Source organism: Pseudomonas sp. KH_017 (assembly GCF_057840285.1).
Window position 1 is genome coordinate 5,714,524 of the sequence record NZ_CM174509.1, and the last position, 25,982, is coordinate 5,740,505.

The 25,982-nt window shown below is 58.6% G+C and carries 31 protein-coding genes; 7 read left to right on the plus strand and 24 right to left on the minus strand.

All coding sequences use genetic code 11. From position 1 onward, the window contains the following. The first annotated feature begins 75 nt into the window (after window positions 1–75). From AC3IT6_RS26035 to AC3IT6_RS26050, 4 genes are all read left to right on the plus strand, one after another. A complete protein-coding gene (locus AC3IT6_RS26035) occupies window positions 76–1,287 on the plus strand; it encodes an MFS transporter (protein WP_489353573.1) in 1,212 nt (403 codons plus the stop codon). Window positions 1,288–1,450: 163 nt separating this feature from the next. Then, complete coding sequence (locus AC3IT6_RS26040; RefSeq protein WP_223445022.1) at window positions 1,451–2,215, plus strand: endonuclease/exonuclease/phosphatase family protein; 765 nt, start codon at window positions 1,451–1,453, stop codon at window positions 2,213–2,215. Then, window positions 2,212–3,504, plus strand: a complete 1,293-nt coding sequence (clsB, locus tag AC3IT6_RS26045; protein ID WP_223444978.1) for a cardiolipin synthase ClsB — start codon at window positions 2,212–2,214, stop codon at window positions 3,502–3,504. Before AC3IT6_RS26040 ends, clsB begins: the two co-directional genes overlap by 4 nt. Beyond that, entirely contained in the window at window positions 3,491–4,477 is a 987-nt protein-coding gene (locus AC3IT6_RS26050) for a lysylphosphatidylglycerol synthase domain-containing protein (protein WP_223444986.1), read from the plus strand. Before clsB ends, AC3IT6_RS26050 begins: the two co-directional genes overlap by 14 nt. Window positions 4,478–4,630: 153 nt before the next feature. On the opposite strand, the gene AC3IT6_RS26055 is transcribed toward AC3IT6_RS26050, so the two are convergent. The 3 genes from AC3IT6_RS26055 to AC3IT6_RS26065 form a co-directional block, all read right to left on the minus strand. After that, complete coding sequence (locus tag AC3IT6_RS26055) at window positions 4,631–5,389, minus strand: alpha/beta hydrolase family protein (RefSeq protein ID WP_223444989.1); 759 nt, start codon at window positions 5,387–5,389, stop codon at window positions 4,631–4,633. Continuing rightward, window positions 5,379–6,488: a DUF3182 family protein gene (locus tag AC3IT6_RS26060; RefSeq protein ID WP_489353574.1), complete on the minus strand. Its 1,110-nt coding sequence runs from the start codon at window positions 6,486–6,488 to the stop codon at window positions 5,379–5,381. The genes AC3IT6_RS26055 and AC3IT6_RS26060 overlap by 11 nt, the downstream gene beginning before the upstream one ends. Window positions 6,489–6,788: 300 nt before the next feature. After that, a complete protein-coding gene (locus AC3IT6_RS26065; protein ID WP_489353575.1) occupies window positions 6,789–7,781 on the minus strand; it encodes a GlxA family transcriptional regulator in 993 nt (330 codons plus the stop codon). 101 nt (window positions 7,782–7,882) lie between these two features. Between AC3IT6_RS26065 and AC3IT6_RS26070 the strand changes: the two genes are divergently transcribed. Together AC3IT6_RS26070 and AC3IT6_RS26075 are read left to right on the plus strand one after the other, a co-directional pair. Continuing rightward, on the plus strand, window positions 7,883–8,443 hold the full coding sequence (locus tag AC3IT6_RS26070) for a cysteine hydrolase family protein (RefSeq protein ID WP_489353576.1): 561 nt from the start codon (window positions 7,883–7,885) through the stop codon (window positions 8,441–8,443). Window positions 8,444–8,676: 233 nt separating this feature from the next. Then, window positions 8,677–9,177 (plus strand): YkgB family protein, encoded by a 501-nt coding sequence (locus tag AC3IT6_RS26075; RefSeq protein WP_218431042.1) that lies wholly within the window; start codon window positions 8,677–8,679, stop codon window positions 9,175–9,177. A gap of 30 nt (window positions 9,178–9,207) precedes the next feature. Here the strand turns inward: AC3IT6_RS26075 and AC3IT6_RS26080 are convergent, their stop codons facing one another. The 3 genes from AC3IT6_RS26080 to AC3IT6_RS26090 all read right to left on the minus strand — a co-directional run bounded on the left by AC3IT6_RS26080 (window position 9,208) and on the right by AC3IT6_RS26090 (window position 12,168). Beyond that, window positions 9,208–10,080: a helix-turn-helix transcriptional regulator gene (locus tag AC3IT6_RS26080; protein ID WP_489353577.1), complete on the minus strand. Its 873-nt coding sequence runs from the start codon at window positions 10,078–10,080 to the stop codon at window positions 9,208–9,210. Window positions 10,081–10,242: 162 nt separating this feature from the next. Then, a complete protein-coding gene (locus AC3IT6_RS26085) occupies window positions 10,243–10,761 on the minus strand; it encodes a single-stranded DNA-binding protein (RefSeq protein ID WP_007984430.1) in 519 nt (172 codons plus the stop codon). A 9-nt stretch (window positions 10,762–10,770) separates the two neighbouring features. After that, window positions 10,771–12,168 carry an MFS transporter gene (locus AC3IT6_RS26090; protein WP_489353578.1) on the minus strand — a complete coding sequence of 466 codons (1,398 nt, stop codon included), beginning with the start codon at window positions 12,166–12,168 and terminating at the stop codon, window positions 10,771–10,773. A gap of 191 nt (window positions 12,169–12,359) precedes the next feature. On the opposite strand from AC3IT6_RS26090, the gene uvrA reads away from it, so the two are divergent. Continuing rightward, complete coding sequence (gene uvrA / locus AC3IT6_RS26095; protein WP_489353579.1) at window positions 12,360–15,194, plus strand: excinuclease ABC subunit UvrA; 2,835 nt, start codon at window positions 12,360–12,362, stop codon at window positions 15,192–15,194. Between the two features lie 180 nt (window positions 15,195–15,374). Here the strand turns inward: uvrA and bfr are convergent, their stop codons facing one another. From bfr to rplX, 18 genes are all read right to left on the minus strand, one after another. After that, a complete protein-coding gene (gene bfr / locus AC3IT6_RS26100) occupies window positions 15,375–15,839 on the minus strand; it encodes a bacterioferritin (protein ID WP_008053867.1) in 465 nt (154 codons plus the stop codon). Between the two features lie 148 nt (window positions 15,840–15,987). After that, window positions 15,988–17,442: a catalase gene (locus AC3IT6_RS26105; protein WP_489353580.1), complete on the minus strand. Its 1,455-nt coding sequence runs from the start codon at window positions 17,440–17,442 to the stop codon at window positions 15,988–15,990. Between the two features lie 237 nt (window positions 17,443–17,679). Further along, window positions 17,680–18,066, minus strand: coding sequence for a 50S ribosomal protein L17 (rplQ, locus tag AC3IT6_RS26110; protein ID WP_046041617.1), 387 nt, complete (start codon window positions 18,064–18,066; stop codon window positions 17,680–17,682). Between the two features lie 42 nt (window positions 18,067–18,108). Continuing rightward, a complete protein-coding gene (locus tag AC3IT6_RS26115) occupies window positions 18,109–19,110 on the minus strand; it encodes a DNA-directed RNA polymerase subunit alpha (RefSeq protein ID WP_007970428.1) in 1,002 nt (333 codons plus the stop codon). 22 nt (window positions 19,111–19,132) lie between these two features. Next, window positions 19,133–19,753, minus strand: coding sequence for a 30S ribosomal protein S4 (gene rpsD, locus AC3IT6_RS26120; protein WP_003176404.1), 621 nt, complete (start codon window positions 19,751–19,753; stop codon window positions 19,133–19,135). An 18-nt stretch (window positions 19,754–19,771) separates the two neighbouring features. After that, window positions 19,772–20,161 carry a 30S ribosomal protein S11 gene (gene rpsK / locus AC3IT6_RS26125; protein ID WP_002555466.1) on the minus strand — a complete coding sequence of 130 codons (390 nt, stop codon included), beginning with the start codon at window positions 20,159–20,161 and terminating at the stop codon, window positions 19,772–19,774. Window positions 20,162–20,191: 30 nt separating this feature from the next. Beyond that, a complete protein-coding gene (gene rpsM / locus AC3IT6_RS26130; RefSeq protein WP_009045849.1) occupies window positions 20,192–20,548 on the minus strand; it encodes a 30S ribosomal protein S13 in 357 nt (118 codons plus the stop codon). A 130-nt stretch (window positions 20,549–20,678) separates the two neighbouring features. Next, the gene (gene rpmJ, locus AC3IT6_RS26135) at window positions 20,679–20,795 is read right to left on the minus strand and encodes a 50S ribosomal protein L36 (protein WP_002555468.1); all 117 of its coding nucleotides are present in this window, start codon (window positions 20,793–20,795) and stop codon (window positions 20,679–20,681) included. Window positions 20,796–20,819: 24 nt separating this feature from the next. Continuing rightward, on the minus strand, window positions 20,820–22,148 hold the full coding sequence (secY, locus tag AC3IT6_RS26140; RefSeq protein ID WP_003228718.1) for a preprotein translocase subunit SecY: 1,329 nt from the start codon (window positions 22,146–22,148) through the stop codon (window positions 20,820–20,822). Further along, complete coding sequence (gene rplO / locus AC3IT6_RS26145; protein WP_003228720.1) at window positions 22,149–22,586, minus strand: 50S ribosomal protein L15; 438 nt, start codon at window positions 22,584–22,586, stop codon at window positions 22,149–22,151. A 3-nt stretch (window positions 22,587–22,589) separates the two neighbouring features. Beyond that, on the minus strand, window positions 22,590–22,766 hold the full coding sequence (rpmD, locus tag AC3IT6_RS26150) for a 50S ribosomal protein L30 (protein WP_003176408.1): 177 nt from the start codon (window positions 22,764–22,766) through the stop codon (window positions 22,590–22,592). Between the two features lie 2 nt (window positions 22,767–22,768). Further along, a complete protein-coding gene (gene rpsE, locus AC3IT6_RS26155) occupies window positions 22,769–23,269 on the minus strand; it encodes a 30S ribosomal protein S5 (RefSeq protein ID WP_003186035.1) in 501 nt (166 codons plus the stop codon). A 3-nt stretch (window positions 23,270–23,272) separates the two neighbouring features. Then, on the minus strand, window positions 23,273–23,623 hold the full coding sequence (gene rplR / locus AC3IT6_RS26160) for a 50S ribosomal protein L18 (RefSeq protein ID WP_003186037.1): 351 nt from the start codon (window positions 23,621–23,623) through the stop codon (window positions 23,273–23,275). A gap of 10 nt (window positions 23,624–23,633) precedes the next feature. After that, entirely contained in the window at window positions 23,634–24,167 is a 534-nt protein-coding gene (gene rplF / locus AC3IT6_RS26165) for a 50S ribosomal protein L6 (RefSeq protein WP_003176412.1), read from the minus strand. Window positions 24,168–24,179: 12 nt separating this feature from the next. Continuing rightward, a complete protein-coding gene (gene rpsH / locus AC3IT6_RS26170) occupies window positions 24,180–24,572 on the minus strand; it encodes a 30S ribosomal protein S8 (protein ID WP_003186040.1) in 393 nt (130 codons plus the stop codon). Between the two features lie 209 nt (window positions 24,573–24,781). After that, window positions 24,782–25,087, minus strand: a complete 306-nt coding sequence (gene rpsN / locus AC3IT6_RS26175; protein WP_003176414.1) for a 30S ribosomal protein S14 — start codon at window positions 25,085–25,087, stop codon at window positions 24,782–24,784. 13 nt (window positions 25,088–25,100) lie between these two features. Further along, window positions 25,101–25,640, minus strand: coding sequence for a 50S ribosomal protein L5 (rplE, locus tag AC3IT6_RS26180; RefSeq protein WP_003210069.1), 540 nt, complete (start codon window positions 25,638–25,640; stop codon window positions 25,101–25,103). A gap of 22 nt (window positions 25,641–25,662) precedes the next feature. Beyond that, entirely contained in the window at window positions 25,663–25,977 is a 315-nt protein-coding gene (gene rplX / locus AC3IT6_RS26185) for a 50S ribosomal protein L24 (RefSeq protein ID WP_003176416.1), read from the minus strand. Between the last annotated feature and the right edge of the window lie 5 nt (window positions 25,978–25,982).

The window sequence follows — 25,982 nt, forward strand, 5'->3', positions numbered from 1 at the left end:
CCATCCCTGTATTTTTCTGAACGAGACAAATCCCGACACTGCGCTCCATCACATCATTGCACCGGAGTTGCAGCCATGCCCATTGCCTTGCTCGCGCTGACCCTCAGCGCCTTTGCCATCGGGACGACCGAGTTCGTCATCGTTGGCCTGTTACCCACCATTGGCACCGACCTCGGCGTCAGTCTGCCATCCGCCGGCCTGCTGGTCAGCCTGTATGCCCTTGGCGTTGCCGTGGGTGCCCCGGTGCTGACCGCCCTCACCGGCAAGGTTCCGCGCAAATTGCTGCTGTTGTCACTGATGGTGCTGTTCACCCTCGGCAATCTGCTGGCGTGGCAAGCACCGAGCTACGAGTCGTTGATCCTCGCACGGATCGTCACCGGCCTGGCCCACGGGGTGTTTTTCTCGATCGGCTCGACCATCGCCACCAGTCTAGTGCCGAAGGAAAAAGCCGCCAGCGCGATTGCCATCATGTTCACCGGCCTGACCGTGGCGTTGGTCACCGGCGTGCCGCTGGGGACATTCATCGGCCAGCATTTCGGCTGGCGTGAAACCTTCCTCGCCGTTTCCGCACTGGGCGTGATCGCCTTCATCGGCAGCCTGCTCTACGTGCCGAAAAATATCGCCCACAGCAAACCCGCCTCGTTGTTGCAGCAACTGCAGGTGCTCAAGCAACCGCGCCTGTTGCTGGTGTATGCCATGACGGCCGTCGGCTACGGAGGCTCGTTCATTGCCTTTACCTTCCTCGCACCGATTCTTCAGGACCTCTCCGGCTTCAGCGCCGGCACCGTTAGCCTGGTGTTGCTGGTCTACGGCATCTCCGTGGCCGTCGGCAACATCTGGGGCGGCAAACTGGCGGACAAGCGCGGCCCGATCAGCGCCCTGAAAATCATCTTTGCCCTGCTCGCCGTTGTGTTGTTCGTGCTGACTTTCACCGCCGGTAATCCTTGGCTGGCGCTGGCCACCGTGCTGGTCTGGGGTGCGGTGGCGTTCGGCAATGTGCCGGGGCTGCAGGTGTATGTGGTGCGCCAGGCCGAGAATCACACCCCGCAGGCCGTGGACGTGGCGTCCGGCCTGAACATCGCGGCGTTCAACCTCGGCATTGCCGGTGGCGCGTGGGGCGGTGGCCTGATCGTCGCCCACATGGGCTTGATTCACACCGCGTGGATCGGTGGTCTGGTGGTGTTGGTGGCGCTGGCACTGACCGCCTGGAGTGGGCGTCTTGATCGCCTCGGCCCGGTCTATGCCGAACACGCTGAGGGTTCTGCCCGCATTATCACAGGCCACTGATACCCACTGTGGGAGCGGCGGTGTTCTGTAGAAAGGTACCGTCCGCCGCCCCATCGAAACTTTCGCCGCCGCCCCAGGGTCATCCAAAGACAGGAGCCGTCAGGCGGGAGACGACATGACAGCGAATCACACCGATATTCCCGCACACTCAAACGCAACCGAAATGCGGGTACAGGGTTCGTCCGTCACTTGTCGTTTCACGGTGCTGACGGTCAACACCCATAAAGGTTTCACCGCGCTCAACCGGCGCTTCATCCTGCCGGAACTGCGTGAAGCGGTGCGCAGTGTGTCTGCCGATGTGGTGTTTTTGCAGGAAGTCCACGGTACCCACGAGCAGCATCCCAGGCGCTACACCAACTGGCCGGCGATGCCGCAATACGAATTCCTCGCCGACAGCCTGTGGCCGCAGTTCGCCTATGGCCGCAATGCGGTGTATCCGGCGGGCGATCACGGCAATGCGCTGTTGTCGAAGTTCCAGATCATCCGCCACGACAACCTCGACGTGTCCATCAGCGGCCACGAGAACCGCGGAATTCTGCATTGCGTGTTGCGCATGCCCGGTGATGGCCAGGAAGTGCATGCGATTTGCGTGCACCTGGGGCTGCGCGAAACCCACCGCACAGCGCAACTGAAGTTGCTCGCCCAACGCCTGGACGCCCTGCCGGGCGATGCCCCGGTGATTGTCGCCGGGGACTTCAACGATTGGCGCCAGCGCGCCGATGCATTGCTCAAGCCCTGCGGTTTGCGCGAAGTCTTCGCCGCGCACCATGGCAAACCGGCGCGCAGTTTCCCCGCGCGCTTGCCGGCTTTGCGCCTGGACCGCATCTACGTACGCAACCTCAAGGCCAGCCATCCGCAAGTGCTGACCTCCCGGCCCTGGTCACACCTTTCCGACCACGTCCCGCTGTCGGTGGAGATCGAGCTATGAGCAGCCACTCGATGGAAAAAACCACGCTGGAACACATCCCCGCTCCGCCCTCCCGCGAGCCGACTGCGGTCGATGTCGAATACGGCTGGCAAGGCAGCAATCGGGTCGAGTTGCTGGAAAACGGCGAGGCGTACTTTCCCCGGGTGTTTGAAGCCCTGCGCCGGGCGCAAAGTGAAATCCTGCTGGAAACCTTCATTCTGTTCGAGGACAAGGTCGGAAACGAGCTGCAACAGATCCTGATCGAAGCCGCTCAACGCGGCGTGCGCACCACCGTCAGCCTCGACGGCTTTGGCTGCGGCGAACTGAGTACCGGGTTCCTCACCGCCCTGACCGCCGCCGGCGTGCACCTGCAAATATTCGACCCGGCTCCGAAACGCCTGGGCATCCGCACCAACTGGTTCCGGCGCCTGCACCGCAAGATTGTGGTAGTGGATGGCACCGTGGCGTTCGTCGGCGGGATCAACTTTTCCGCCGATCATCTGGCCGACTTCGGCCCCGAGGCCAAACAGGATTATTCCGTAGAAGTTCAGGGTCCGGCCGTTGCCGATATCCATCACTTTGCCCTGCTGCAATGCGGTCGCCCGGCGCACGCCAAATACTGGTGGCGCCGCCGTCGACAGCGGCGTTCGGAACTGGCCTTCAGCGATCACGATGGCCAGGTGCGGCTGGTGTACCGCGACAACGGGGAACACCAGACCGACATCGAGGAGGTTTACCGCCAGGTATTGCGCCAGGCGCAGCGCCGGGTGGTGATCGCCAACGCCTACTTCTTTCCCGGTTTCCGTTTGCTGCGCGAGATCCGCAACGCGGCCCGCCGAGGCGTGGATGTGCGGTTGATCCTGCAGGGCCAGCCAGACATGCGAGTGGCCAGGCTCGCGGCGCGCATGACCTACGATTACTTGCTCAAGTCCGGGGTGAAGATCTACGAATATTGCGACCGCCCGCTGCACGGCAAGGTCGCGCTGGTGGATGAAGACTGGAGCACCGTTGGCTCGAGCAACCTCGACCCGTTGAGCCTGTCGATGAATCTGGAAGCCAACGTGCTGATCCGTGACCGAGGCTTCAATCGTCATCTGTTCGATCGCCTGGAAGACCTCAGCGACAACCATTGCAAGGTCATGTCTCCCGACATCGCGCCACGCGGACGTGTCTGGCACATGACCATCGGTTTTCTGGTGTTTCACTTCCTGCGGCATTTCCCGGCGTGGGCCGGTTGGTTGCCGGCGCATAAACCTCGCCTGAAACCCTTCCCCCCTCCGACCGGGAGCGCTGACCATGAACCGCGCTGAGCCCGACACGGCAACTCACGCCAAAAGCCCCGGCAAGTCGCACTGGAGCCGCTGGAAACGACCGCTGACGATGCTGTTTTTCCTGATGCTGATCGTGCTGTTCACGATGCTCGCCCAGCGCCTCGAATGGAGCGAAGTGTTCGATAACCTGACCGATTTCAAGGTGCGCACACTGATCATTGCGTCGGGGCTGACCCTGGTGAGTTTTCTGGTGTACGCCTGCTTCGACCTGATCGGCCGCACCTACATCCGCCAGAACCTGACCTGGAAGCAGATCCTGCCTGTAGGGATCATCAGCTACGCCTTCAACCTGAATCTGAGCGCCTGGGTCGGCGGTATCGCCATGCGTTACCGGTTGTATTCGCGGCTCGGGGTCAGCAAGAGCAATATCGCGAAAATCCTCGGCCTGAGCCTGGCGACCAACTGGTTTGGGTACATGGTGATTGCCGGCGCCGTTTTCAGCAGCGGGCTGGTGCGCATGCCGCCGGGCTGGAAACTCAACAGTAGCGCGCTGCAGGGCGTGGGGGTTTTGTTGTTGCTGCTGAGCGCCGGATACCTGGCGGCGTGCCGGTTTGCCAAACGTCGGGAGTGGGTGATTCGCGGCGTCGAGATTGACTTGCCGTCGCTGCGCATGGCGGTGCTGCAACTGGCGCTCGGTGCCCTGAATTGGTCGCTGATGGCGGCGGTGATTTTCACCTTGCTGCCGAGCAAACTGGATTATCCACTGGTATTGGGCGTGCTGTTGATCAGTGCCATCGCCGGGGTCATCACTCACATCCCGGCCGGGCTCGGGGTACTGGAAGCCGTGTTTGTGGCGCTGCTGCAACACGAGGCTTCGCGGGGCAGCCTGGTGGCGGGACTGCTGGCCTATCGGGCGATTTATTTCATCCTGCCGTTGTTGATTGCCCTGGTGATGTATTTGCTGGTGGAGGCCAAGGCCAAGGCGTTGCGGATAGAGAAAAAACCCAAGTGATTTTGTGCTGGCTGTGAAGACGCCTTCGCGAGCAAGCCCGCTCCCACAGGGTCTGTTGGTGGATGCAGACTCTATGTACACCCTCGATCCATGTGGGAGCGGCGGTGCGGCGATCCGACTTACCCGCGAAGGCGTCCGCAAGCACAGCGCAAATCACTGGGATTGAATAATGCTCAACCGTTCCCCCACCACCATCTCGGTAATCCAGCCGACAAGGATCGAGGTGTAGGCCTGCTGCGAAACCGGGTCGCTCAGCGCGTGGTCGGCACCATCGATGATTCGATGGGTCAGCGAGTGAGTCTGCTGGCACGCCGCGCGGTAACTCATGATCGTCGAATGGGGCACGTAGTCGTCGGTCTCCGACTGCACCAGCAGGACATCCCCGGTGAATTGCGAGCAGGCATGCAAGGCACGATTGCTGTCGGCACGCACCAGGGTGCTTCGGTAATCACGCAGATCCAGCTTGTCCAGGTCGCGTTTCGGCGCGTGCCATTGCTCGTCGCGATACAGCGCCGGCACCCGCAGTGCCAGCCAGCGCACTGGCCTGAGCGAGGTCAGGATCGAGGCCAGATAGCCCCCGTAGCTAGTGCCAACCACGGCAATCGCCGAGGTATCGAGGGCCGGGTGCGCGAGCAAGCGGTCATAGGCCGCCAGCAAGTCGCGCAAATTGTCTTCCCGGGTTACCCGGGTCAATGGGATGCCAGTGCCACCGGTGTGCCCGCGCAGGTCGAAGGTCAGGCACACACAACCCAACCCGGCGATGCCCTTGGCGCGTTCCAGGTCCCGCTCCTGGCTGCCGCCCCAACCGTGCACGAAGAGCACGCCGGGGACTTTCGATTTGGGGCTCAGAAAAGTCCCGCTCATCTGTTCGTCGTCGATGTCGATCTGAATGGATTCGCTTCTAGCCGTCATAGGATTTAACCGTCACGTACTTGAGGAGAAAGTCACTGGACTGCGCCGGCCCGCGGTACACCTCGATGGCGTCCGCCGGCAGCGGCTGATCGATGTAGGTTTCCACCGAAGACACACGAATCGCGCACATCCCCGGATCGTTGACGAAACTCTGCAAGGCCGCCACCTCGGCGCTGCTGGCTCCGCCCATGCGCCAGGACTGTTCGAGCACACCGCTGCGTGGCCGGCCGTCGCTGCCGACGCCCTGGGCGATGTCGTAGTTGCGCCGCGAGGCAAAGAAACCTGGGTAGGCTTCATCCGCCGCGCTGTCGAACACCTGTGCCTGGTGGATCGCCAGGCGCACGTCTTCCGGCAGATCCAGTTTCAACAATTCGTCATAGCCGCCTGGCACCACCAGTAGGTTGGATCCGCCATACACCTGTTCACCCTGAACGTCCTCGGTCAAATATTGATCACCGCAGTAACTGAGTACCTTGCCGCCGATAAAACTCTGACCGACGCTGTGGGTGATCACCTGGTCCAGGTCCTGTTCGAGCACCACGCCTTCGGTGAACATCGCCTCAGCCTCGGGCTGGGCAAGCAGTTCATCGAACTCGTCGAGGCTCTTGATCACTTCCTGACCACGTCCGGCACAGGCATGAATCGGTTTCAGGCGGATCGGCCCGGTGTACAACAGATGTTCCGCCGCCGGGCGCGCATCCTTCAGGGAGAACACGCTGAGACCGTCGAGCACCACGCCGCGCACCCGCTCGGAAAACAACGGCGCCCAGCCTGGCGGCGCATGGGCGTGGCGGTTGAGCAATCCGTGACTGATGGCTTTGGTGCAGATGAAGTCGTGGTCGACATAACCGCCCCACAAATCCTCCGGCCCCTTGACCCCCAATTGCCGGGCAGCCGCAGCGCCCACCAGGGTCTGGGTCGGCAACAGGTAGAGGTCTCGCCCGCCATGCAACTGCGGGTCGTAGCTGCCGCCGTACTTGAGCCCCAAAATCTGCGCCAGCCAGCGGGCCAGTGCACGGTTGGTTTCAACTTCGTGCACTGGCGCGTCGGCGAGCACTGAATGGGCGACCACCAGTTTCCTGCGGTTTGCTGGGGTCATGCATCCCCCTTCAATCGACGCTTGATGAATGTAGCTGAAGGGGTGCAGAGATCAGGCCAAGGCCCGTTGAGGGAAAAGGGGTTTTAAATCAGCCCGTTGCACAGATGGTGATGGCATGGGGCCTGTTTTATTCTGCACGACGCCCTTCGGGATTCCGGCATTTTGCACGACTCCTGCCCACACAATCGACCCTGTGGGAGCGAGCTTGCTCGCGATAGCGGTGTTCCAGACACATCAATGTTGAATGTCATGCCCTCATCGCGAGCAAGCTCGCTCCCACAGGGAATCGAGGTGATGCGACTACCGTGCAACCGATCCAGGGCTCACCCCGAACCGCGTCCGATAATCACTCGGCGCCAACCCGGTGATTTTCCTGAACGTTGCACGAAACGCCCCGGGATCCTGATACCCCACGGTCCAGGCGATGTGATCGATGGTGCCGTTGGTGAACTCAAGCATTTCCCGGGCCTTGCCGACTCGCAGATGCTGGCAGTATTCGGTGGGTTTGAGCCCGGTGGCCGCACGGAAGCGTCGCAGGAAGGTGCGTTCTTCCAGCCCTGCCTTTTCGGCCATCGCCGCCAACGACACATCGGTCGCCCCGGTGCTTTGCAGCCAGTGCTGCACCTTGAGGATCGCCGCATCGCCATGACTGAGGATCGGCGCAAAGTTGCTGCCGCACTCACTGGCGCTGTCGCTGTGTTCCACCACAAGAAAACGTGCGGTGTTAGTGGCGATGCTCGGACCCAGTAGCCGGTTGACCAGGCGCAGACCCAGTTCCGACCAGGCCATCAGCCCGGCGGTAGTAATCAGGTCGCCGTCATCGACAATCGGCGTATCGGCCTTGAGCCGGATCGCCGGATAACGTTCGGCGAAGGCTTTGGCCGAGGTCCAATGGGTGGTGGCGCTGCGACCGTCGAGCAGACCACTTTCGGCCAACAGGATAGAACCCACGCAAACCCCGCCCAGTGTCGCGCCGCTGGCATGCTGCTCACGCAACCAGCGGATCAATCCCTGTGACGCCTGGCCCTCGGAAAAACCGCCGATCGATGGCGGAATCAACACGGCCACCAGGGCGCGCTCCGGGCCAGGATGGCTGTCGAAGACCCGAACCGGCGGCTGATCGCCTTCGACCTGCCAATGGCTGACCCGCAACAGCGGCAACTGCGCAGACTGATGTTCGGCGGCAATCCGGTTCGCCACCCCGAACAAATCCGTCAAGCCATGCACCGCCGCCATCTGCGCACCGGGATAGATCAGCACACCCAGTTCGGCGATTGCCCTTTCTGCGTCCATTGTCAGTTTTCCCCCTTCTATTGTCGGTGCGGCCAATCCTCGGATCGCCTGCCAGAGCCAATACTTCATTCCACACCAACACACACTTCGAGGAAACAGTCATGGCCAAGCAAGCGCTCATCGTAGTCGATATCCAGAATGACTACTTCCCCCAAGGCAAGTGGCCGCTGGTCGGTGCCGACGCCGCCGCCGACAACGCCGTCCGCCTGATCAAGGCCTTCCGCGACGCAGGGGATTCGGTGGTGCACATCCGCCACGAATTCACCTCCGAAGAGGCACCGTTTTTCACCCCGAACTCCGAAGGCGCCAAGCTGCACCCGAAAGTGCTCAACCGCGCCGACGAACCGGTGGTGCTCAAGCACTTCGTCAACTCGTTCCGCGAAACCGAGCTGAAATCGATTCTCGACGAACAAGGCATCAAGGAACTGGTGGTCGTGGGCAGCATGAGCCACATGTGCGTCGACGGCATCACGCGGGCGGCGGCGGATTTTGGCTTTACGGTCACCGTGATCCACGACGCCTGCGCCACCCGTGACCTGGAGTTCAATGGCGTGACGGTTCCGGCGGCGCAGGTTCATGCGGCGTTCATGGCGGCCCTGGCGTTTGCGTATGCCAGCGTAGTGTCGACCAACGAGTTCCTGACAAGAAACCAGAAGGTGTAAACCTTATTCAGGACGAGACAGCAAAAATGAAAAAGCCCATGGCCTCAAATGCCATGGGCTTTTTATTGCCAGTGAGTCTGGACGATCTGCATCGAACGCAATACCGCCAGAACCCCGGAAAGTCATGCCAAAGCCAACAATCACTCCACTCCCTACGCCTACGCCTACGCCTACGCGGGGGATGTTGCTTTCACCCATGCCACTTTCTGGATAACTCACTGGAAGCCTGAACAATGAACAGCATGAACATCAGCACTGACAGCCTGTCGAAAAAAACATCCCTCGGACTCACCACCATGGCGATCGGGACCTACGGCATTTACTTCGCCCTCGCCGTTATCTACTTCTGGTTTGGTGGAATGAAATTTACCCACTATGAAGCAGAGGGGCTGGTGCCACTGGTGAGCAACAGCCCTTTCCTGGGTTGGGTCTATGACCTTTTCAGCGTCGACCTGTTTTCCAGTTTGCTCGGTGTCCTGGAGATTTCCATCGGCGTACTGATTGCAGGCCGCCTGCTGTCGCCAAAGCTTTCCTTGATCGGAGGTGCCTTGTCGGCCGGGTTATTTTTCACCACCTTGAGTTTTATGTTCTCGACACCCGGCGTGATTGAGCCCGGCCTTGGTTTCCCGGCCATTACGGTCGCGCCAGGCCAGTTCCTGCTCAAGGACATCGGCTTGCTTGCCGCCTCCCTGTTCGTGGCGGGCCATTCGCTGACCCGACTGGAAACCCCTTGAGCTGACAACTTCACCCGCCGTTGACCTGAATCAGCTCGATGCATTCAGGTCATCGCCATCACCGGCAAGTACGCGGCCCTCAAAGGCCAAGGATTTCATCCAGTCCCGTGGGCTGCAGCCGGTCTTGCGGCGAAACGCACGGGCAAGGGCCGACGGACTTTCATAGCCCACCTCATCGGCGATCAGCGTAATCGGCCGCCCCTCCCGCAAGCGCTTCTGCGCCAGACTGATGCGCCAGCTCAGAAGATAATCCAGCGGTGTTTGTCCCAGGACCGCGCGAAAATGCACCGCATAAGCGGCGCGGGACATGTTCGACTCATTCGCCAGCTCGGCCACTGACCAGGCCCGCTGAGGTTGGTTGTGCATCTGAATCAAGGAGCGCGACAGCCGCACGTCGGCCAACCCGGCCATCATTCCAGTGCTCAACTGCTGGTGGTCGAGCAAATGCCGGAACAGCAGGATGATCAACAGTTCGAACAAACGATCAAGCACCGCCTCCCGGCCACAATGCCCGGCGCCAGCTTCATCGAACAGCCATCTCAGGGTGTCGGCCAGCAACGGCAGCTCATCCAGGGACAAAACCAGAAGATCGGGGAGCGAAGCAGATATCGGATTACTGGCGCCACCATCGAACAGCATCGACGCACATAACAGCTGAGCACCTTCAGATTCACTGGCGATCAGCTGATGTCGGCTGGGCCGCGGCAAGAAAATCAGGCTGGGGCGAGTGAGCAACAACTCACTCCTTCCGGGGCCTTTCAAGGTGACAGAGCCGGCCTGCAACAGGTGAATATGACCGCGCTGGTCGGCGCCATCGTAGGACGCCACGCCGCAAAGCATGCCGCTGTAAAACAGGTTCGCGCGCACGCCGAACTGTGACAACAACGTAGACAGGCGATCCATAGGGCAACTCTGCACAAGGTCTGGACCAGTAGCAGAGTATCACCGCGCGCTGGCGACTGGACGGTCCTCGATCCCGGCGAGGAAAGCCCTGGTAAAAATGCAAAAAGCCCGGCATCCATAGGGAGGCCGGGCTTTTTCAGGTTCTATTCTTTGGTGAAAGAATCAGAACGGGATATCGTCATCAAAGCTGTCGAAATCCGGAGCCGGCTGAGGAGCTGCCTGCTGTGGAGCCGGGCGCGACTGTTGCGGTGCCGACTGCTGTGGACGCGGAGCCTGCTGGCGCGGCGCGGACTGCTGGTAGTTGTTACCACCACCCTGGCCCTGCTGGTCGCCCTGTGGACGGCCGCCCAGCAGTTGCATGGTGCCTTGCATGTCGACCACGATTTCAGTGGTGTAACGCTTGATACCGTCTTTTTCCCACTCGCGGGTCTGCAGCTTGCCTTCGATGTAGACCTGCGAACCTTTACGCAGGTATTCGCCAGCGATTTCTGCAACCTTGCCGAACATCGACACACGGTGCCATTCGGTCTTTTCGACTTTCTGACCGGTTTGCTTGTCGGTCCACTGTTCGCTGGTCGCCAGACTCAGGTTGGTCACGGCGTTACCGTTAGGCAAGTAGCGAACTTCGGGATCCTGGCCGCAAGTGCCGACCAATATGACTTTGTTAACCCCACGGGCCATAACGTTCTCCTAGGCTACGCACGCTGCCCCGGCCGGGTTGTTCACCAGGCGCTCAAGGGTGGTGCGATCCAATAGTTCGGTGTCCAGTTTGATGTAAATCGCCGCCTCTTCTGCGACGATGACTGCATCTGTTATCCCTACGACCGCCTTCAGGCGCTCGACCAGACCCGCTTCGCGGATCGCCTCGGGCGACAACGGCAAGCGCAGGCTCGTGACGTAGGGAGGTTCGCGCATGGTAACAGCAAAGGCCAGCCAGAGGGCAGCCAGACCGGCGCATCCGAGGAACACAACCGACAGACCGCCATGCTGGAACAGCCAGCCGCCAAGAATGCCGCCCAATGCCGACCCGAGGAACTGGCTGGTGGAATAAACCCCCATCGCCGTGCCCTTGCCGCCTGCCGGTGAAACCTTGCTGATCAGCGACGGCAACGAAGCTTCCAGCAGATTGAACGCGGTGAAGAACACCACGGTACCGATCACCAGAGCCCGCAAGCTGTCGCCGAACTGCCAGAAGAATAGCTCAGTGAGCATCAGCGTCACGACGGCACCGAGTAAAACTCGTTTCATTTTGCGTTTCTTCTCGCCGTAGATAATGAACGGGATCATGGCGAAGAAAGAAATCAGCAGTGCGGTCAGGTATACCCACCAGTGCTGCTCCTTGGGCAGGCCGGCTTTTTCCACCAAGGCCAGCGGCAAGGCAACGAAGCTCGACATCAACATGGCGTGCAAGACAAAAATGCCCAGGTCCAGGCGCAGCAGGTCTGGGTGCTTGAGCGTCGGCATCAGCGCCTGACGCGCCACGCCGGACTCACGATGCTGCAACGGCCCGTTGGACCGCGGCACCATGAACATCACGATCAAGATGCCGAGCAGCGCCATGCCGCCCGTGGCGAAAAACAACCCGGACAGGCCGAAAGCACGGGTCAGCAACGGTCCTACGACCATGGCGACAGCGAACGACAGACCAATCGTCATGCCGATCATGGCCATCGCCTTGGTCCGGTGCTGCTCGCGCGTGAGGTCTGACAGCAACGCCATGACCGCTGCGGAAATCGCCCCGGCGCCTTGCAGGATCCGCCCGGCGATCACGCCCCAGATCGAATCGGCATTGGCCGCCAGCACGCTGCCGAGGGCAAAGACAATCAGCCCCAGGTAAATCACCGGACGGCGACCGATGCGGTCGGAAATGAAACCGAACGGAATCTGGAAAACAGCCTGGGTCAGGCCGTATGCGCCAATCGCCAGACCAATCAGGGCCGGGGTCGCACCCGCCAGATCCATCCCATAGGTCGCCAGTACCGGCAACACCATGAACATGCCAAGCATACGGAAGGCGAACACCAGGGCCAGACCGCTTGCCGCGCGGGTCTCGCTGCCACTCATGCGCTCGCTGTGGGGATCGTGCATGGAAAAACCTCATGTGAACCGGCGGCGATTCTACCAGTCCCATCGATTGGCAGGGTATATCGCGACGCTTTGACGCGCATTGCTGACACACTCTTCATGTAAGACAGTAGCCCACTCGTTTGATAGTGTGCATCCATCCAGTATTTGGCCGTATACTCCTACGTTTTCGACGCCCGCCAAGCGAGGCCACTTTGGACAAGATCCTGATTCGTGGGGCTCGAACCCACAACCTGAAGAACATCGACCTGACCCTGCCACGGGACAAGCTGATCGTCATCACCGGCCTGTCCGGCTCCGGCAAGTCGTCTCTGGCTTTCGACACCCTGTACGCCGAAGGTCAGCGCCGCTACGTCGAATCGCTGTCGGCCTACGCCCGGCAGTTCCTGTCGATGATGGAAAAGCCCGACGTCGACACCATCGAAGGCCTGTCGCCGGCGATCTCCATCGAGCAGAAGTCGACCTCGCACAACCCGCGCTCGACGGTCGGCACGATCACCGAAATCTACGACTACCTGCGCCTGCTGTATGCGCGCGTGGGTATTCCCCGTTGCCCGGATCACGACATCCCGCTGGAAGCGCAGACCGTCAGCCAGATGGTCGACCTGGTCCTCGCCGAACCGGAGGGCAGCAAGCTGATGCTGTTGGCGCCGGTCATCCGCGAGCGCAAAGGCGAGCACCTGTCGGTTTTCGAAGAGCTGCGCGCACAGGGCTTCGTCCGCGCCCGGATCAACGGCAAGCTCTATGAGCTGGACGAAGCACCCAAGCTCGACAAGCAGAAAAAACACACCATCGATGTCGTGGTCGACCGCTTCAAGGTTCGCGCCGACCTGCAACAACGCCTGGCCGAATCCTTCGAGACCGCGCTGAAACTGGCGGACGGCATCGCCCTGGTGGCGCCGATGGACGACGAGCCGGGTGAAGAGATGATCTTCTCCGCGCGCTTCGCCTGCCCGATCTGCGGCCACGCGATCAGCGAACTGGAACCCAAGCTGTTCTCCTTCAACAACCCGGCCGGCGCTTGTCCGACCTGTGATGGTTTGGGGGTGAAGCAGTTCTTCGACATCAAGCGCCTGGTCAATGGCGAACTGACCCTGGCCGAAGGGGCGATTCGTGGCTGGGACCGGCGCAACGTCTATTACTTCCAGATGCTTGGCTCGCTGGCCTCGCACTACAAGTTCAGCCTGGAAGTACCGTTCAACGAACTGCCGGCTGATCAGCAGAAATTCATCCTGCACGGCAGCGGCGCGCAAAACGTCGACTTCAAATACCTGAACGACCGTGGCGATATCGTCAAACGCTCGCACCCGTTCGAAGGCATCGTGCCGAACCTGGAACGCCGTTACCGCGAAACCGAATCGGCATCGGTGCGCGAGGAACTGGCCAAGTTCCTCAGCACCCAGTCGTGCCCGGATTGCCGTGGCACCCGTCTGCGGCGTGAAGCGCGGCACGTGTGGGTCGGCGAGAAAACCCTGCCGGCAGTGACCAACCTGCCGATCGGCGATGCGTCCGAATATTTTGGCGGGCTCAAGCTCACCGGCCGGCGTGGCGAAATTGCCGACAAGATCCTCAAGGAAATCCGCGAGCGCCTGCAGTTCCTGGTCAACGTCGGCCTCGACTATCTGTCGCTGGATCGCAGCGCGGACACCCTGTCCGGTGGCGAGGCCCAGCGTATTCGCCTGGCCAGCCAGATTGGCGCCGGCCTGGTGGGTGTCCTGTACATCCTCGACGAACCCTCCATCGGCCTGCATCAGCGCGATAACGACCGGCTGCTGGGCACTCTCAAGCATCTGCGCGATATCGGCAACACGGTGATCGTGGTCGAGCACGACGAAGACGCGATCCGTCTGGCCGACTACGTGGTGGACATCGGCCCGGGCGCTGGCGTGCACGGCGGGCATATCGTCGCCGAAGGCACACCGGCCGAGGTCATGGCGCACCCGGACTCGCTGACCGGCAAGTACCTGTCCGGGCGGGTGAAGATCGAAGTTCCGGCTAAACGCACACCGCGCAACAAGAAGCTGTCGCTGTCGCTCAAGGGCGCGCGCGGCAACAACCTGCGCAATGTCGACCTGGAGATTCCGATCGGCCTGCTGACCTGTGTCACCGGCGTGTCCGGCTCCGGCAAGTCGACACTGATCAACAACACCCTGTTCCCATTGAGCGCCACGGCGCTGAATGGCGCCACTACCCTTGAAGCGGCCGTCCACGACAGCATCAAGGGCCTGGAGCACCTGGACAAGGTCGTCGACATCGACCAGAGCCCGATTGGCCGTACACCGCGTTCCAACCCGGCTACCTACACCGGATTGTTCACACCGATCCGCGAGTTGTTCGCCGGCGTACCGGAGTCCCGCTCCCGGGGCTACGGGCCGGGGCGCTTCTCCTTCAACGTCAAGGGCGGCCGCTGCGAGGCCTGCCAGGGCGACGGCCTGATCAAAGTCGAGATGCACTTCCTGCCGGACATCTACGTGCCGTGCGACGTGTGCAAGAGCAAGCGTTACAACCGCGAGACCCTGGAGATCAAGTACAAGGGCAAGAGCATCCACGAAACCCTCGAGATGACCATCGAGGAAGCACGGGTGTTCTTCGATGCCGTACCGGCCCTGGCGCGCAAGCTGCAAACGTTGATGGACGTCGGCCTGTCGTACATCAAGCTGGGGCAATCGGCGACCACGCTGTCCGGCGGTGAAGCCCAGCGGGTGAAACTGTCCCGCGAGCTGTCCAAGCGTGATACCGGCAAGACCCTGTACATCCTCGATGAACCCACCACCGGGCTGCACTTCGCGGATATCCAGCAACTGCTGGACGTGTTGCATCGCCTGCGCGACCACGGCAACACAGTGGTAGTGATCGAACACAACCTGGACGTGATCAAGACCGCTGACTGGCTGGTGGACCTGGGTCCGGAGGGTGGTTCCAAGGGCGGGCAGATCATTGCCGTCGGCACACCGGAAGAAGTGTCAGAGATGAAGCAATCCCATACCGGTTACTACCTCAAGCCGCTGCTGGAACGCGATCGGGCTTAACCGCGCCCCATGAAAAAGCCCCTGTCACTTCATCAGTGACAGGGGCTTTTTTTGTATCTGTAGGAGCGAGCTTGCTCCGGGCGGCGTTCCGACGAAGGTCGTAAACGATAACGCAGCGTCTTCAGATTTTTCGCGAGCAAGCTCGCTCCTACAAAAGACGTTGGGGCTTCCCCTATGCAATCAGGTGTGGGATTGCAGGTAGTTCTCAAGCCCGATCAACTTGATCAGACCCAACTGCTTCTCCAGCCAGTAGGTGTGATCTTCTTCGGTGTCATGCAATTGAACCCGCAGCATTTCGCGGCTGACGTAGTCCTTGTGCTGCTCGCAGAGCTTGATGCCCTTGCACAGCGCAGCCCGCACCTTGTACTCCAGGCGCAAATCCGCTTCGAGCATCTCGGTCACCGTGGTGCCGACATCGAGATCGTCCGGACGCATGCGCGGCGTGCCTTCGAGCATCAGAATCCGGCGCATCAAGGCATCAGCGTGCCCTGCTTCTTCTTCCATTTCGTGGTTGATTCGTTCGTAGAGCTTGGTGAAACCCCAGTCCTCATACATCCGCGAGTGGACGAAATATTGATCACGCGCGGCCAGTTCGCCGGTCAGCAACGTGTTGAGGTAATCGATCACATCTGGGTGGCCTTGCATCGCCCTACATCTCCCTGCTTGAAAGTTGTAGTTTGAACCAACATGCCCTTATCGTCACTCGCAAGACGCAATAAAAGCGAAGATATTCTGAGAAAACAGGTTGAAATAACGCAAAAACCGCCCAAACAAGGGCGGTTCTGCTTCTCATTTAGACTTCGTTAAGCTGTACGTTGAGCAGCTTTGCGATTGCTTCTCCATACGCCGGGTCAGCCTTGTAGAAATGTTGCAGCTGGCGATCGACCACATCACTCGACACACCCGCCATCGCACCGGCGATGTTGCTGACCAGCAACGATTTCTGCTCTTCAGACATCAAGCGAAACAACGCGCCGGCGTGACTGTAGTAATCAGTATCTTCACGGTGGTCGTAACGATCGGCAGCACCACTGAGGGCCAATGCCGGCTCTGCGTAACGAGGCGCCTGCTTCGGCGACTCGACGTAGCTGTTCGGCTCGTAGTTCGGCGTCGCACCGCCATTGCTGCCAAAAGCCATCGAACCATCGCGCTGGTAACTGTTGACCGGACTCCGCGGAGCGTTAACGGGCAACTGCTGGTGATTGGTGCCGACACGGTAGCGATGAGCGTCCGCGTAGGCGAAGACCCGGCCTTGCAGCATACGATCCGGCGACAGCCCAACGCCTGGAACCATGTTGCTGGGACCGAACGCCGCTTGTTCGACTTCCGCGAAGTAGTTCTGCGGATTGCGATTGAGCTCCAGTTCTCCGACTTCAATCAGTGGAAACTCTTTCTGCGACCAGGTTTTGGTGACATCAAAGGGGTTCTCGTAGTGCGCCGCCGCCTGAGCCTCGCTCATGATCTGAATGCACACACGCCATTTCGGGAAATCACCCTGTTCGATGGCATTGAACAAGTCGCGCTGGGCGTAATCCGCATCAGTACCCGCCAGGCGCGCAGCCTCTGCAGGTGCAAGGTTCTTGATCCCTTGTTTGGTCTTGTAGTGCCACTTCACCCAGTGACGCTCACCTTGAGCGTTGATGAGGCTGTAAGTGTGGCTGCCGAAGCCATGCATGTGGCGATATCCGTCAGGAATACCCCGGTCGGAGAACAGGATGGTGACCTGGTGCAGCGCCTCGGGCGAATGCGACCAGAAGTCCCACATCGCCTGGGCACTCTTCAGGTTGCTTTGCGGCAAACGCTTCTGGGTGTGGATAAAGTCCGGAAACTTCAGCGGATCGCGAATGAAGAACACAGGGGTGTTGTTGCCAACGATGTCCCAGTTGCCTTCCTCGGTGTAAAACTTCAGGGCAAAGCCGCGCGGATCACGCTCGGTATCGGCCGAACCACGCTCACCGCCCACGGTGGAAAACCGCAGCAAAGTCGGGGTTTGCTTGCCGACTGCCTCAAACAGCTTCGCGCTGGTGTATTGAGTGATATCGCGCGTCACGGTGAACGTACCGTAGGCACCCGAGCCTTTGGCGTGTACACGGCGCTCAGGGATGTTTTCACGGTTGAAGTGGGCAAGCTTCTCGATCAGGTGAAAGTCGTCGAGCAGCAGTGGGCCACGAGGGCCGGCGGAACGGGAATTCTGGTTATCGGCAACAGGAGCGCCACTGGCGGTGGTAAGCGTTTTGTTTTGGCTCATGCGATCTTCCTTCCTCTGTCGGTCTTGAACTGCCGGCTATCGGCTGAGAAGGAGTATTGATCATCAATATGACAGCTACAAATTCATTAACTTGCAGACATCGATAGAGTAAAACTAATGATCATCCCCATCACATCATGACGGCGTGGACGAAGGAGACGCTTGTACAAACGGCGCGTTTCTTACAGGCACAAAAAACCGGGCACTAGGCCCGGTTCTTTGTTTCAGACTGACGTCTTACTCGGCAGATACAGCTTCGCCGGCAGTAGCACGATCAACCAACTCGACGTACGCCATAGGCGCGTTGTCGCCAGCGCGGAAACCGCACTTGAGGATGCGCAGGTAGCCACCCTCACGGGTAGCGTAACGCTTGCCCAGGTCGTTGAAGAGCTTACCAACGATAGCTTTCGAACGAGTACGGTCGAAAGCCAGACGGCGGTTAGCAACGCTATCTATCTTGGCCAAAGTGATCAGCGGCTCGGCAACGCGGCGCAGTTCTTTAGCTTTTGGCAGAGTAGTTTTGATCAGCTCGTGCTCGAACAGCGACACCGCCATGTTTTGGAACATGGCCTTGCGGTGCGAGCTGGTGCGGCTCAGGTGACGACCACTTTTACGATGACGCATGGTTCATTCCTTACCAAACACTACGTTCGGTGATTACGACGATCAGGCAGTCGCCTTGTCGTCCTTCTTAAGACTTGCAGGCGGCCAGTTGTCGAGGCGCATGCCGAGGGACAGACCGCGGGAGGCCAGAACGTCCTTGATTTCAGTCAAGGATTTCTTGCCCAGGTTCGGAGTCTTCAACAGCTCTACTTCGGTACGCTGAATCAGGTCGCCGATGTAGTAGATGTTTTCCGCCTTAAGGCAGTTAGCCGAACGTACAGTCAGTTCCAGATCGTCAACCGGGCGAAGCAGGATCGGATCGATCTCGTCTTCCTGCTCGACAACCACTGGCTCACTGTCACCCTTGAGGTCGACGAACGCAGCCAACTGCTGTTGCAGGATGGTTGCAGCGCGGCGAATTGCCTCTTCAGGATCCAGAGTACCGTTGGTTTCCAGATCAATAACCAGCTTGTCCAGGTTAGTACGCTGCTCGACACGGGCGTTTTCCACCACGTATGCGATACGGCGAACCGGGCTGAACGAAGAGTCAAGCTGCAAGCGACCGATGCTGCGGCTTTCGTCTTCATCGCTCTGACGCGAATCTGCCGGTTCATAACCACGACCACGAGCTACTACGAGCTTCATGTTCAGGGCGCCGTTAGACGCCAGGTTAGCGATTACGTGATCGGGATTAACGATCTCGACATCATGATCCAGCTGAATATCGGCAGCGGTAACCACCCCCGAACCCTTCTTCGACAAGGTCAGCGTAACTTCGTCACGACCGTGCAGCTTGATAGCCAGACCTTTAAGGTTCAACAGGATTTCAATTACGTCTTCCTGTACACCTTCGATGGCGCTGTACTCGTGGAGCACACCGTCAATCTCGGCCTCGACTACTGCACAGCCGGGCATTGAGGACAACAGGATGCGGCGCAGCGCGTTGCCCAGGGTATGGCCAAAGCCACGCTCGAGAGGCTCGAGAGTGATCTTGGCGCGGGTTGGACTGACAACCTGCACATCAATGTGGCGGGGTGTCAGGAACTCATTTACCGAAATCTGCATGGATGCACCTATTTTCTAGCCCTTACTTGGAGTAGAGCTCGACAATCAGGCTTTCGTTGATGTCGGCGGACAGATCACTGCGAGCTGGAACGTTCTTGAAAACGCCCGACTTCTTCTCAGTGTCTACTTCTACCCATTCTACGCGGCCACGTTGGGCACACAGATCGAGAGCTTGGACAATGCGAAGTTGATTTTTTGCTTTCTCGCGAACAGCGACCACGTCACCAGCACGAACCTGGTAGGACGGAACGTTAACGGTCTGACCGTTTACGCTGATCGACTTGTGCGATACCAGCTGACGGGATTCGGCACGAGTCGAACCAAAGCCCATACGGTATACAACGTTGTCCAGACGGCATTCGAGCAGTTGCAGCAGGTTTTCACCGGTTGCACCTTTCTTGCCAGCAGCTTCTTTGTAGTAGCCGCTGAATTGACGCTCGAGAACGCCGTAGATACGACGGACCTTCTGCTTTTCACGCAGTTGGGTGCCGTAGTCGGACTGGCGACCGCGGCGTTGGCCGTGGATACCAGGTGCTGCTTCAATGTTGCACTTCGATTCGATCGCGCGCACGCCGCTCTTCAGGAAGAGATCGGTGCCTTCGCGACGAGCGAGTTTGCATTTTGGACCAATGTAACGAGCCATTCTTTACAATCTCCTGGATTACACGCGGCGCTTCTTCGGCGGACGGCACCCGTTGTGCGGGATTGGCGTCACGTCGGTGATGCTGGCGATCTTGTAGCCACAGCCGTTCAAAGCGCGGACTGCGGATTCACGACCTGGACCTGGACCTTTGACGTTGACGTCGAGGTTTTTCAGGCCGTATTCCAGCGCAGCTTGACCAGCACGTTCAGCAGCTACTTGAGCAGCGAACGGGGTGGACTTGCGGGAACCGCGGAAACCCGAACCACCGGAGGTAGCCCAGGAAAGAGCGTTACCTTGACGGTCGGTGATGGTCACGATGGTGTTGTTAAAAGATGCATGGATGTGGGCGATGCCATCAACCACTGTCTTTTTAACTTTTTTACGAGGACGAGCAGCAGGTTTTGCCATGATTAAATTCCTGTCGATTCGCTGGGGCGATTACTTGCGGATCGGCTTACGCGGACCTTTACGGGTACGCGCGTTGGTCTTGGTACGCTGACCGCGTACTGGAAGACCGCGACGATGACGCAGACCGCGATAGCAACCGAGGTCCATCAAGCGCTTGATTTTCATGTTGATTTCGCGACGCAGGTCACCTTCAGTGGTGAACTTCGCCACTTCGCCACGCAGCTGTTCAATTTGCTCGTCGCTCAGATCTTTGATCTTTGCTGCTGGGTTTACCCCAGTCTCTGCACAAATTTTCTGTGCAGTAGTGCGACCGACACCATAGATGTAGGTCAGCGAGATAACAGTATGCTTGTTATCTGGAATGTTAACGCCTGCAATACGGGCCATTCAGTGGGACTCCAATTGACAGCTACCTACGCCCCGGAAGCCAAGAAATAGGGCGCGAGATAATATCGCTGTAATAACAAATAATCAACCCGGCAGCGCACTAGCTGCCGGGCTTGAAGCACAATCACACTCAGCCTTGGCGCTGTTTGTGACGCGGTTCCGCGCTGCAAATTACTCGAACAACACCTTCGCGGCGAATAATCTTGCAGTTACGGCACAGCTTTTTCACCGATGCACGAACTTTCATCACCAACTCCTCGAACCTTATGGGTCAGCGCAGCATGCCGCTGCCGTAACCCTTCAGGTTGGCTTTCTTCATCAGGGATTCGTACTGGTGCGAAACGAGGTGCGATTGTACTTGGGACATGAAGTCCATCACAACCACGACGACGATCAGCAACGAGGTCCCGCCAAGGTAGAACGGTACGTTGGCTGCAACCACCAGGAACTGGGGCAACAGGCAGACGGCCGTCATGTAAAGAGCACCGAACATGGTCAAGCGAGTCAGAACGCCATCAATGTAGCGCGCAGACTGCTCACCTGGACGGATGCCCGGAATAAAGGCACCGGACTTCTTCAGGTTTTCCGCTACGTCTTTCGGATTGAACATCAACGCCGTATAGAAGAAGCAGAAGAAAATAATCCCTGCACTAAACAGCAGAATATTCAACGGCTGACCAGGAGCGATCGACTGCGAGATGTCCTGCAACCAGCCCATACCTTCAGACTGACCGAACCAGGCACCCAACGAAGCCGGGAACAGCAAAATGCTGCTCGCGAAAATAGCCGGAATAACACCGGCCATGTTCACCTTCAGCGGCAAGTGGCTGGTCTGCGCAGCGAAGACCTTGCGGCCCTGCTGACGCTTGGCGTAGTGAACAGCAATACGACGCTGACCACGCTCAATGAACACCACGAAACCGATAATCGCTACTGCCAGCAAACCGATGGCAACCAGGGCGAAGATGTTGATATCACCCTGACGTGCAGACTCGAAAGACTGCCCGATCGCTCTCGGAAGACCGGCGACGATACCCGAAAAAATCAACATCGAGATACCGTTGCCAACACCACGCTCAGTAATCTGCTCACCCAGCCACATCATGAACATCGCACCAGCCACAAACGTGGATACCGCGACGAAATGGAAGCCAAAGTCACCAGTGAACGCAACGCCCTGCCCCGCCAGACCAATGGACATGCCAATGGCCTGGACGAGAGCGAGGACGACAGTGCCGTAGCGGGTGTACTGGCTGATCTTGCGACGGCCAGCTTCACCTTCCTTCTTCAACTGCTCCAGCTGCGGGCTGACGGCGGTCATCAGTTGCATGATGATCGATGCCGAGATGTACGGCATGATCCCCAGTGCAAAGATGCTCATCCGCTCCAGCGCGCCGCCGGAAAACATGTTGAACAAGCTAAGAATGGTCCCCTCATTCTGTCGAAACAGGTCCGCGAGTCGGTCCGGGTTGATACCTGGAACCGGGATGTGTGCGCCTATTCGGTAGACGATAATCGCCAGGAACAGAAAACGCAGACGAGCCCAGAGTTCAGACATACCGCCTTTGCCGAGCGCAGAGAGAGCACCTTGCTTAGCCATTTATTCCTCGAACTTGCCGCCAGCTGCTTCGATAGCCGCACGCGCACCTTTGGTGGCGCCGATTCCCTTGCCGATAGTGACAGCGCGAGTCACTTCACCGGACAGCATGATTTTCACACGCTGTACGTTGACGTTGATCACGTTGGCATCTTTCAGGGACTGCACGGTGACGATGTCGCCTTCCACTTTAGCCAGCTCGGACAGACGCACTTCTGCGCGGTCCATGGCCTTCAGGGAAACGAAACCGAACTTCGGCAGGCGACGATGCAGCGGCTGTTGACCGCCTTCAAAGCCTGGAGCAATGGTGCCACCGGAGCGGGAGGTCTGACCTTTGTGACCACGGCCACCAGTCTTACCCAAACCGCTACCGATACCACGGCCCGGACGATGCTTTTCGCGACGGGAACCCGGCGCTGGACTCAGATCATTGAGTTTCATCGATTAACCCTCGACACGCAGCATGTAGTAAGCCTTGTTGATCATCCCGCGATTCTCGGGAGTATCCTGGACTTCTACAGTGTGACCGATGCGACGCAGACCCAGACCCTTAACGCACAGTTTGTGGTTAGGGATGCGGCCGGTCATGCTTTTGATCAGCGTTACTTTTACGGTAGCCATGATCAGAAGATCTCCTTGACGCTTTTGCCACGCTTGGCGGCAATGGATTCAGGAGACTGCATTGCTTTCAAACCCTTGAAAGTGGCGTGAACCACGTTTACCGGGTTAGTCGAGCCGTAGCACTTGGCCAGAACGTTCTGAACGCCAGCAACTTCGAGGACAGCACGCATAGCGCCGCCAGCGATGATACCGGTACCCTCAGAAGCAGGCTGCATGTACACCTTCGAAGCGCCGTGAGCGGACTTCATTGCGTACTGCAGAGTGGTGCCGTTCAGATCAACCTGGATCATGTTGCGGCGAGCAGCTTCCATTGCCTTCTGGATCGCAGCAGGCACTTCACGCGACTTGCCACGGCCGAAGCCAACACGGCCCTTACCATCACCAACCACGGTCAACGCGGTGAAAGTGAAGATACGGCCGCCTTTAACGGTTTTGGCTACGCGGTTAACTTGAACCAGCTTCTCGATGTAGCCTTCGTCGCGCTTTTGGTCGTTATTTGACATAACTTAGAACTCCAGCCCAGCTTCACGAGCAGCATCAGCCAGCGCTTTAACGCGGCCGTGGTACTTGAAGCCAGAGCGGTCGAAAGCCACTTGCGAGACGCCAGCGGCCTTAGCACGCGTAGCGACCAGCTGGCCAACCTTAGTGGCCGCGTCGATGTTGCCGGTGGCACCATCACGCAGTTCTTTATCCAAAGTCGAGGCGCTTGCCAGGACTTTGTTGCCGTCGGCCGAAATGACCTGGGCGTAGATGTGCTGCGAAGAGCGGAACACGCAGAGACGCACGACTTCGAGTTCGTGCATTTTCAGGCGTGCTTTGCGAGCGCGACGCAGTCGAGTAACTTTTTTGTCGGTCATTTGCTATGCCCTACTTCTTCTTGGCTTCTTTACGACGGACGACTTCGTCCGCGTAGCGCACACCTTTGCCTTTGTACGGCTCTGGTGGACGGAAGTCGCGGATCTCGGCGGCCACTTGACCTACCAGCTGCTTGTCGATGCCCTTGATCAGGATATCGGTCTGGCTAGGAGTCTCAGCGGTGATGCCTTCCGGCAGTTCGTAATCCACTGGGTGCGAGAAGCCAAGAGCCAGGTTCAGCACTGTGCCTTTTGCTTGCGCTTTGTAACCAACACCGACCAGCTGGAGCTTTCGCTCGAAGCCTTGGCTTACGCCTTGGACCATGTTGTTTACCAACGCACGAGTGGTACCAGCCATTGCGCGAGTTTGTTGATCACCATTGCGAGCAGCGAAACGCAGCTCACCAGCTTCTTCAACGATCTCAACGGACGAATGGATGTTCAGTTCGAGAGTGCCCTTGGCACCCTTCACCGAAAGCTGTTGGCCTGCGAATTTTACTTCGACACCGGCTGGCAGCTTAACGGGGTTCTTAGCGACGCGAGACATGCTTATCCCCCCTTAGAACACAGTGCAAAGAACTTCGCCGCCGACACCGGCAGCGCGCGCAGCACGATCAGTCATCACACCCTTGTTGGTGGAGACGATAGACACACCGAGACCGCCACGAACTTTTGGCAGATCATCGACGGACTTGTACTGACGCAGGCCTGGACGGCTAACGCGCTTCACTTCTTCGATAACCGGACGGCCTTCGAAGTACTTCAGCTCGATGGACAGCAGTGGTTTGATTTCGCTGCTGATCTGATAACCCGCAATGTAACCTTCGTCCTTCAGGACTTTGGCAACAGCTACCTTCAACGTGGAAGATGGCATGCTTACGACGGACTTTTCAGCCATCTGGGCATTACGGATACGAGTTAGCATGTCCGCTAACGGGTCCTGCATACTCATGGGCTAGACGCTCCTAATACAAAAAAATTAGCCTTGCGGCTATTACGTGTCGCCGAGAATCTCCGAGCATGAAAAACACGGGCTCAGGCGAGCCGGGTATTCTAGACACACCCCAGAAATGAATCAAGCCCCAAAAGGGGCTTGATTCAGATTCAAGGCCACCGGTGGTCAGGATCTTGCGATCCTGGACACCGAGACTTTGACAGTACTTACCAGCTGGCTTTAACCAGACCCGGTACGTCACCACGCATGGCAGCTTCACGCAGCTTGTTACGGCCGAGGCCGAACTTGCGGTAAACGCCGTGTGGACGACCGGTCAGGCGGCAGCGGTTACGCATGCGCGAAGCGCTTGCGTCACGTGGCTGCTTCTGCAGGGCTACTGTAGCTTCCCAACGCGCTTCTGGACTTGCGTTCAGATCAACGATGATAGCTTTCAGTGCTGCACGCTTCTTGGCGTACTTGGCAACCGTGAGCTGACGCTTCAGCTCGCGGTTTTTCATGCTCATCTTGGCCATGGTCCTACTCCAATCAGTTGCGGAACGGGAATTTGAACGCACGCAGCAGAGCGCGGCCTTCATCATCGTTCTTGGCAGTGGTGGTCAGGGTGATGTCCAGACCGCGGAGAGCATCGATCTTGTCGTAGTCGATTTCCGGGAAGATGATCTGCTCTTTCACGCCCATGCTGTAGTTGCCACGACCATCGAAGGACTTGGCATTCAGGCCGCGGAAGTCGCGAACCCGAGGCAGGGAGATCGACAGCAGACGATCCAGGAACTCGTACATACGCTCACGGCGCAGGGTCACTTTGACGCCGATCGGCCAACCTTCACGGACTTTAAAGCCAGCGATGGATTTGCGAGCGTAGGTCACAACGACTTTCTGGCCGGTGATCTTTTCCAGGTCAGCAACAGCGTGCTCGATGACTTTTTTGTCGCCGATCGCTTCGCCCAGACCCATGTTCAGGGTGATTTTGGTAACGCGCGGAACTTCCATCACGTTCGAAAGCTTAAGTTCTTCCTTAAGTTTCGGAGCAATTTCCTTCCGGTAAATCTCTTTTAGTCGTGCCATGGTCTCATCTACCTAGCAGTGTTCAAGCATCAACCGCTTTTTGGGTCGACTTGAAGACACGAATTTTCTTGCCGTCTTCTACTTTGAAACCAACGCGGTCAGCCTTGTTGGTTTCGCCGTTGAAAATGGCGACGTTAGAAGCATCCAGTGGAGCTTCTTTTTCGACGATACCGCCCTGCACGCCCGACATCGGGTTAGGCTTGGTATGACGCTTGACCAGGTTCAGACCACCAATAACCAAACGGTTGTTAGCGAGAACCTTAAGCACCTTACCGCGCTTACCTTTGTCTTTGCCGGCGATCACGATGATCTCGTCGTCACGACGAATCTTTTGCATGTCGG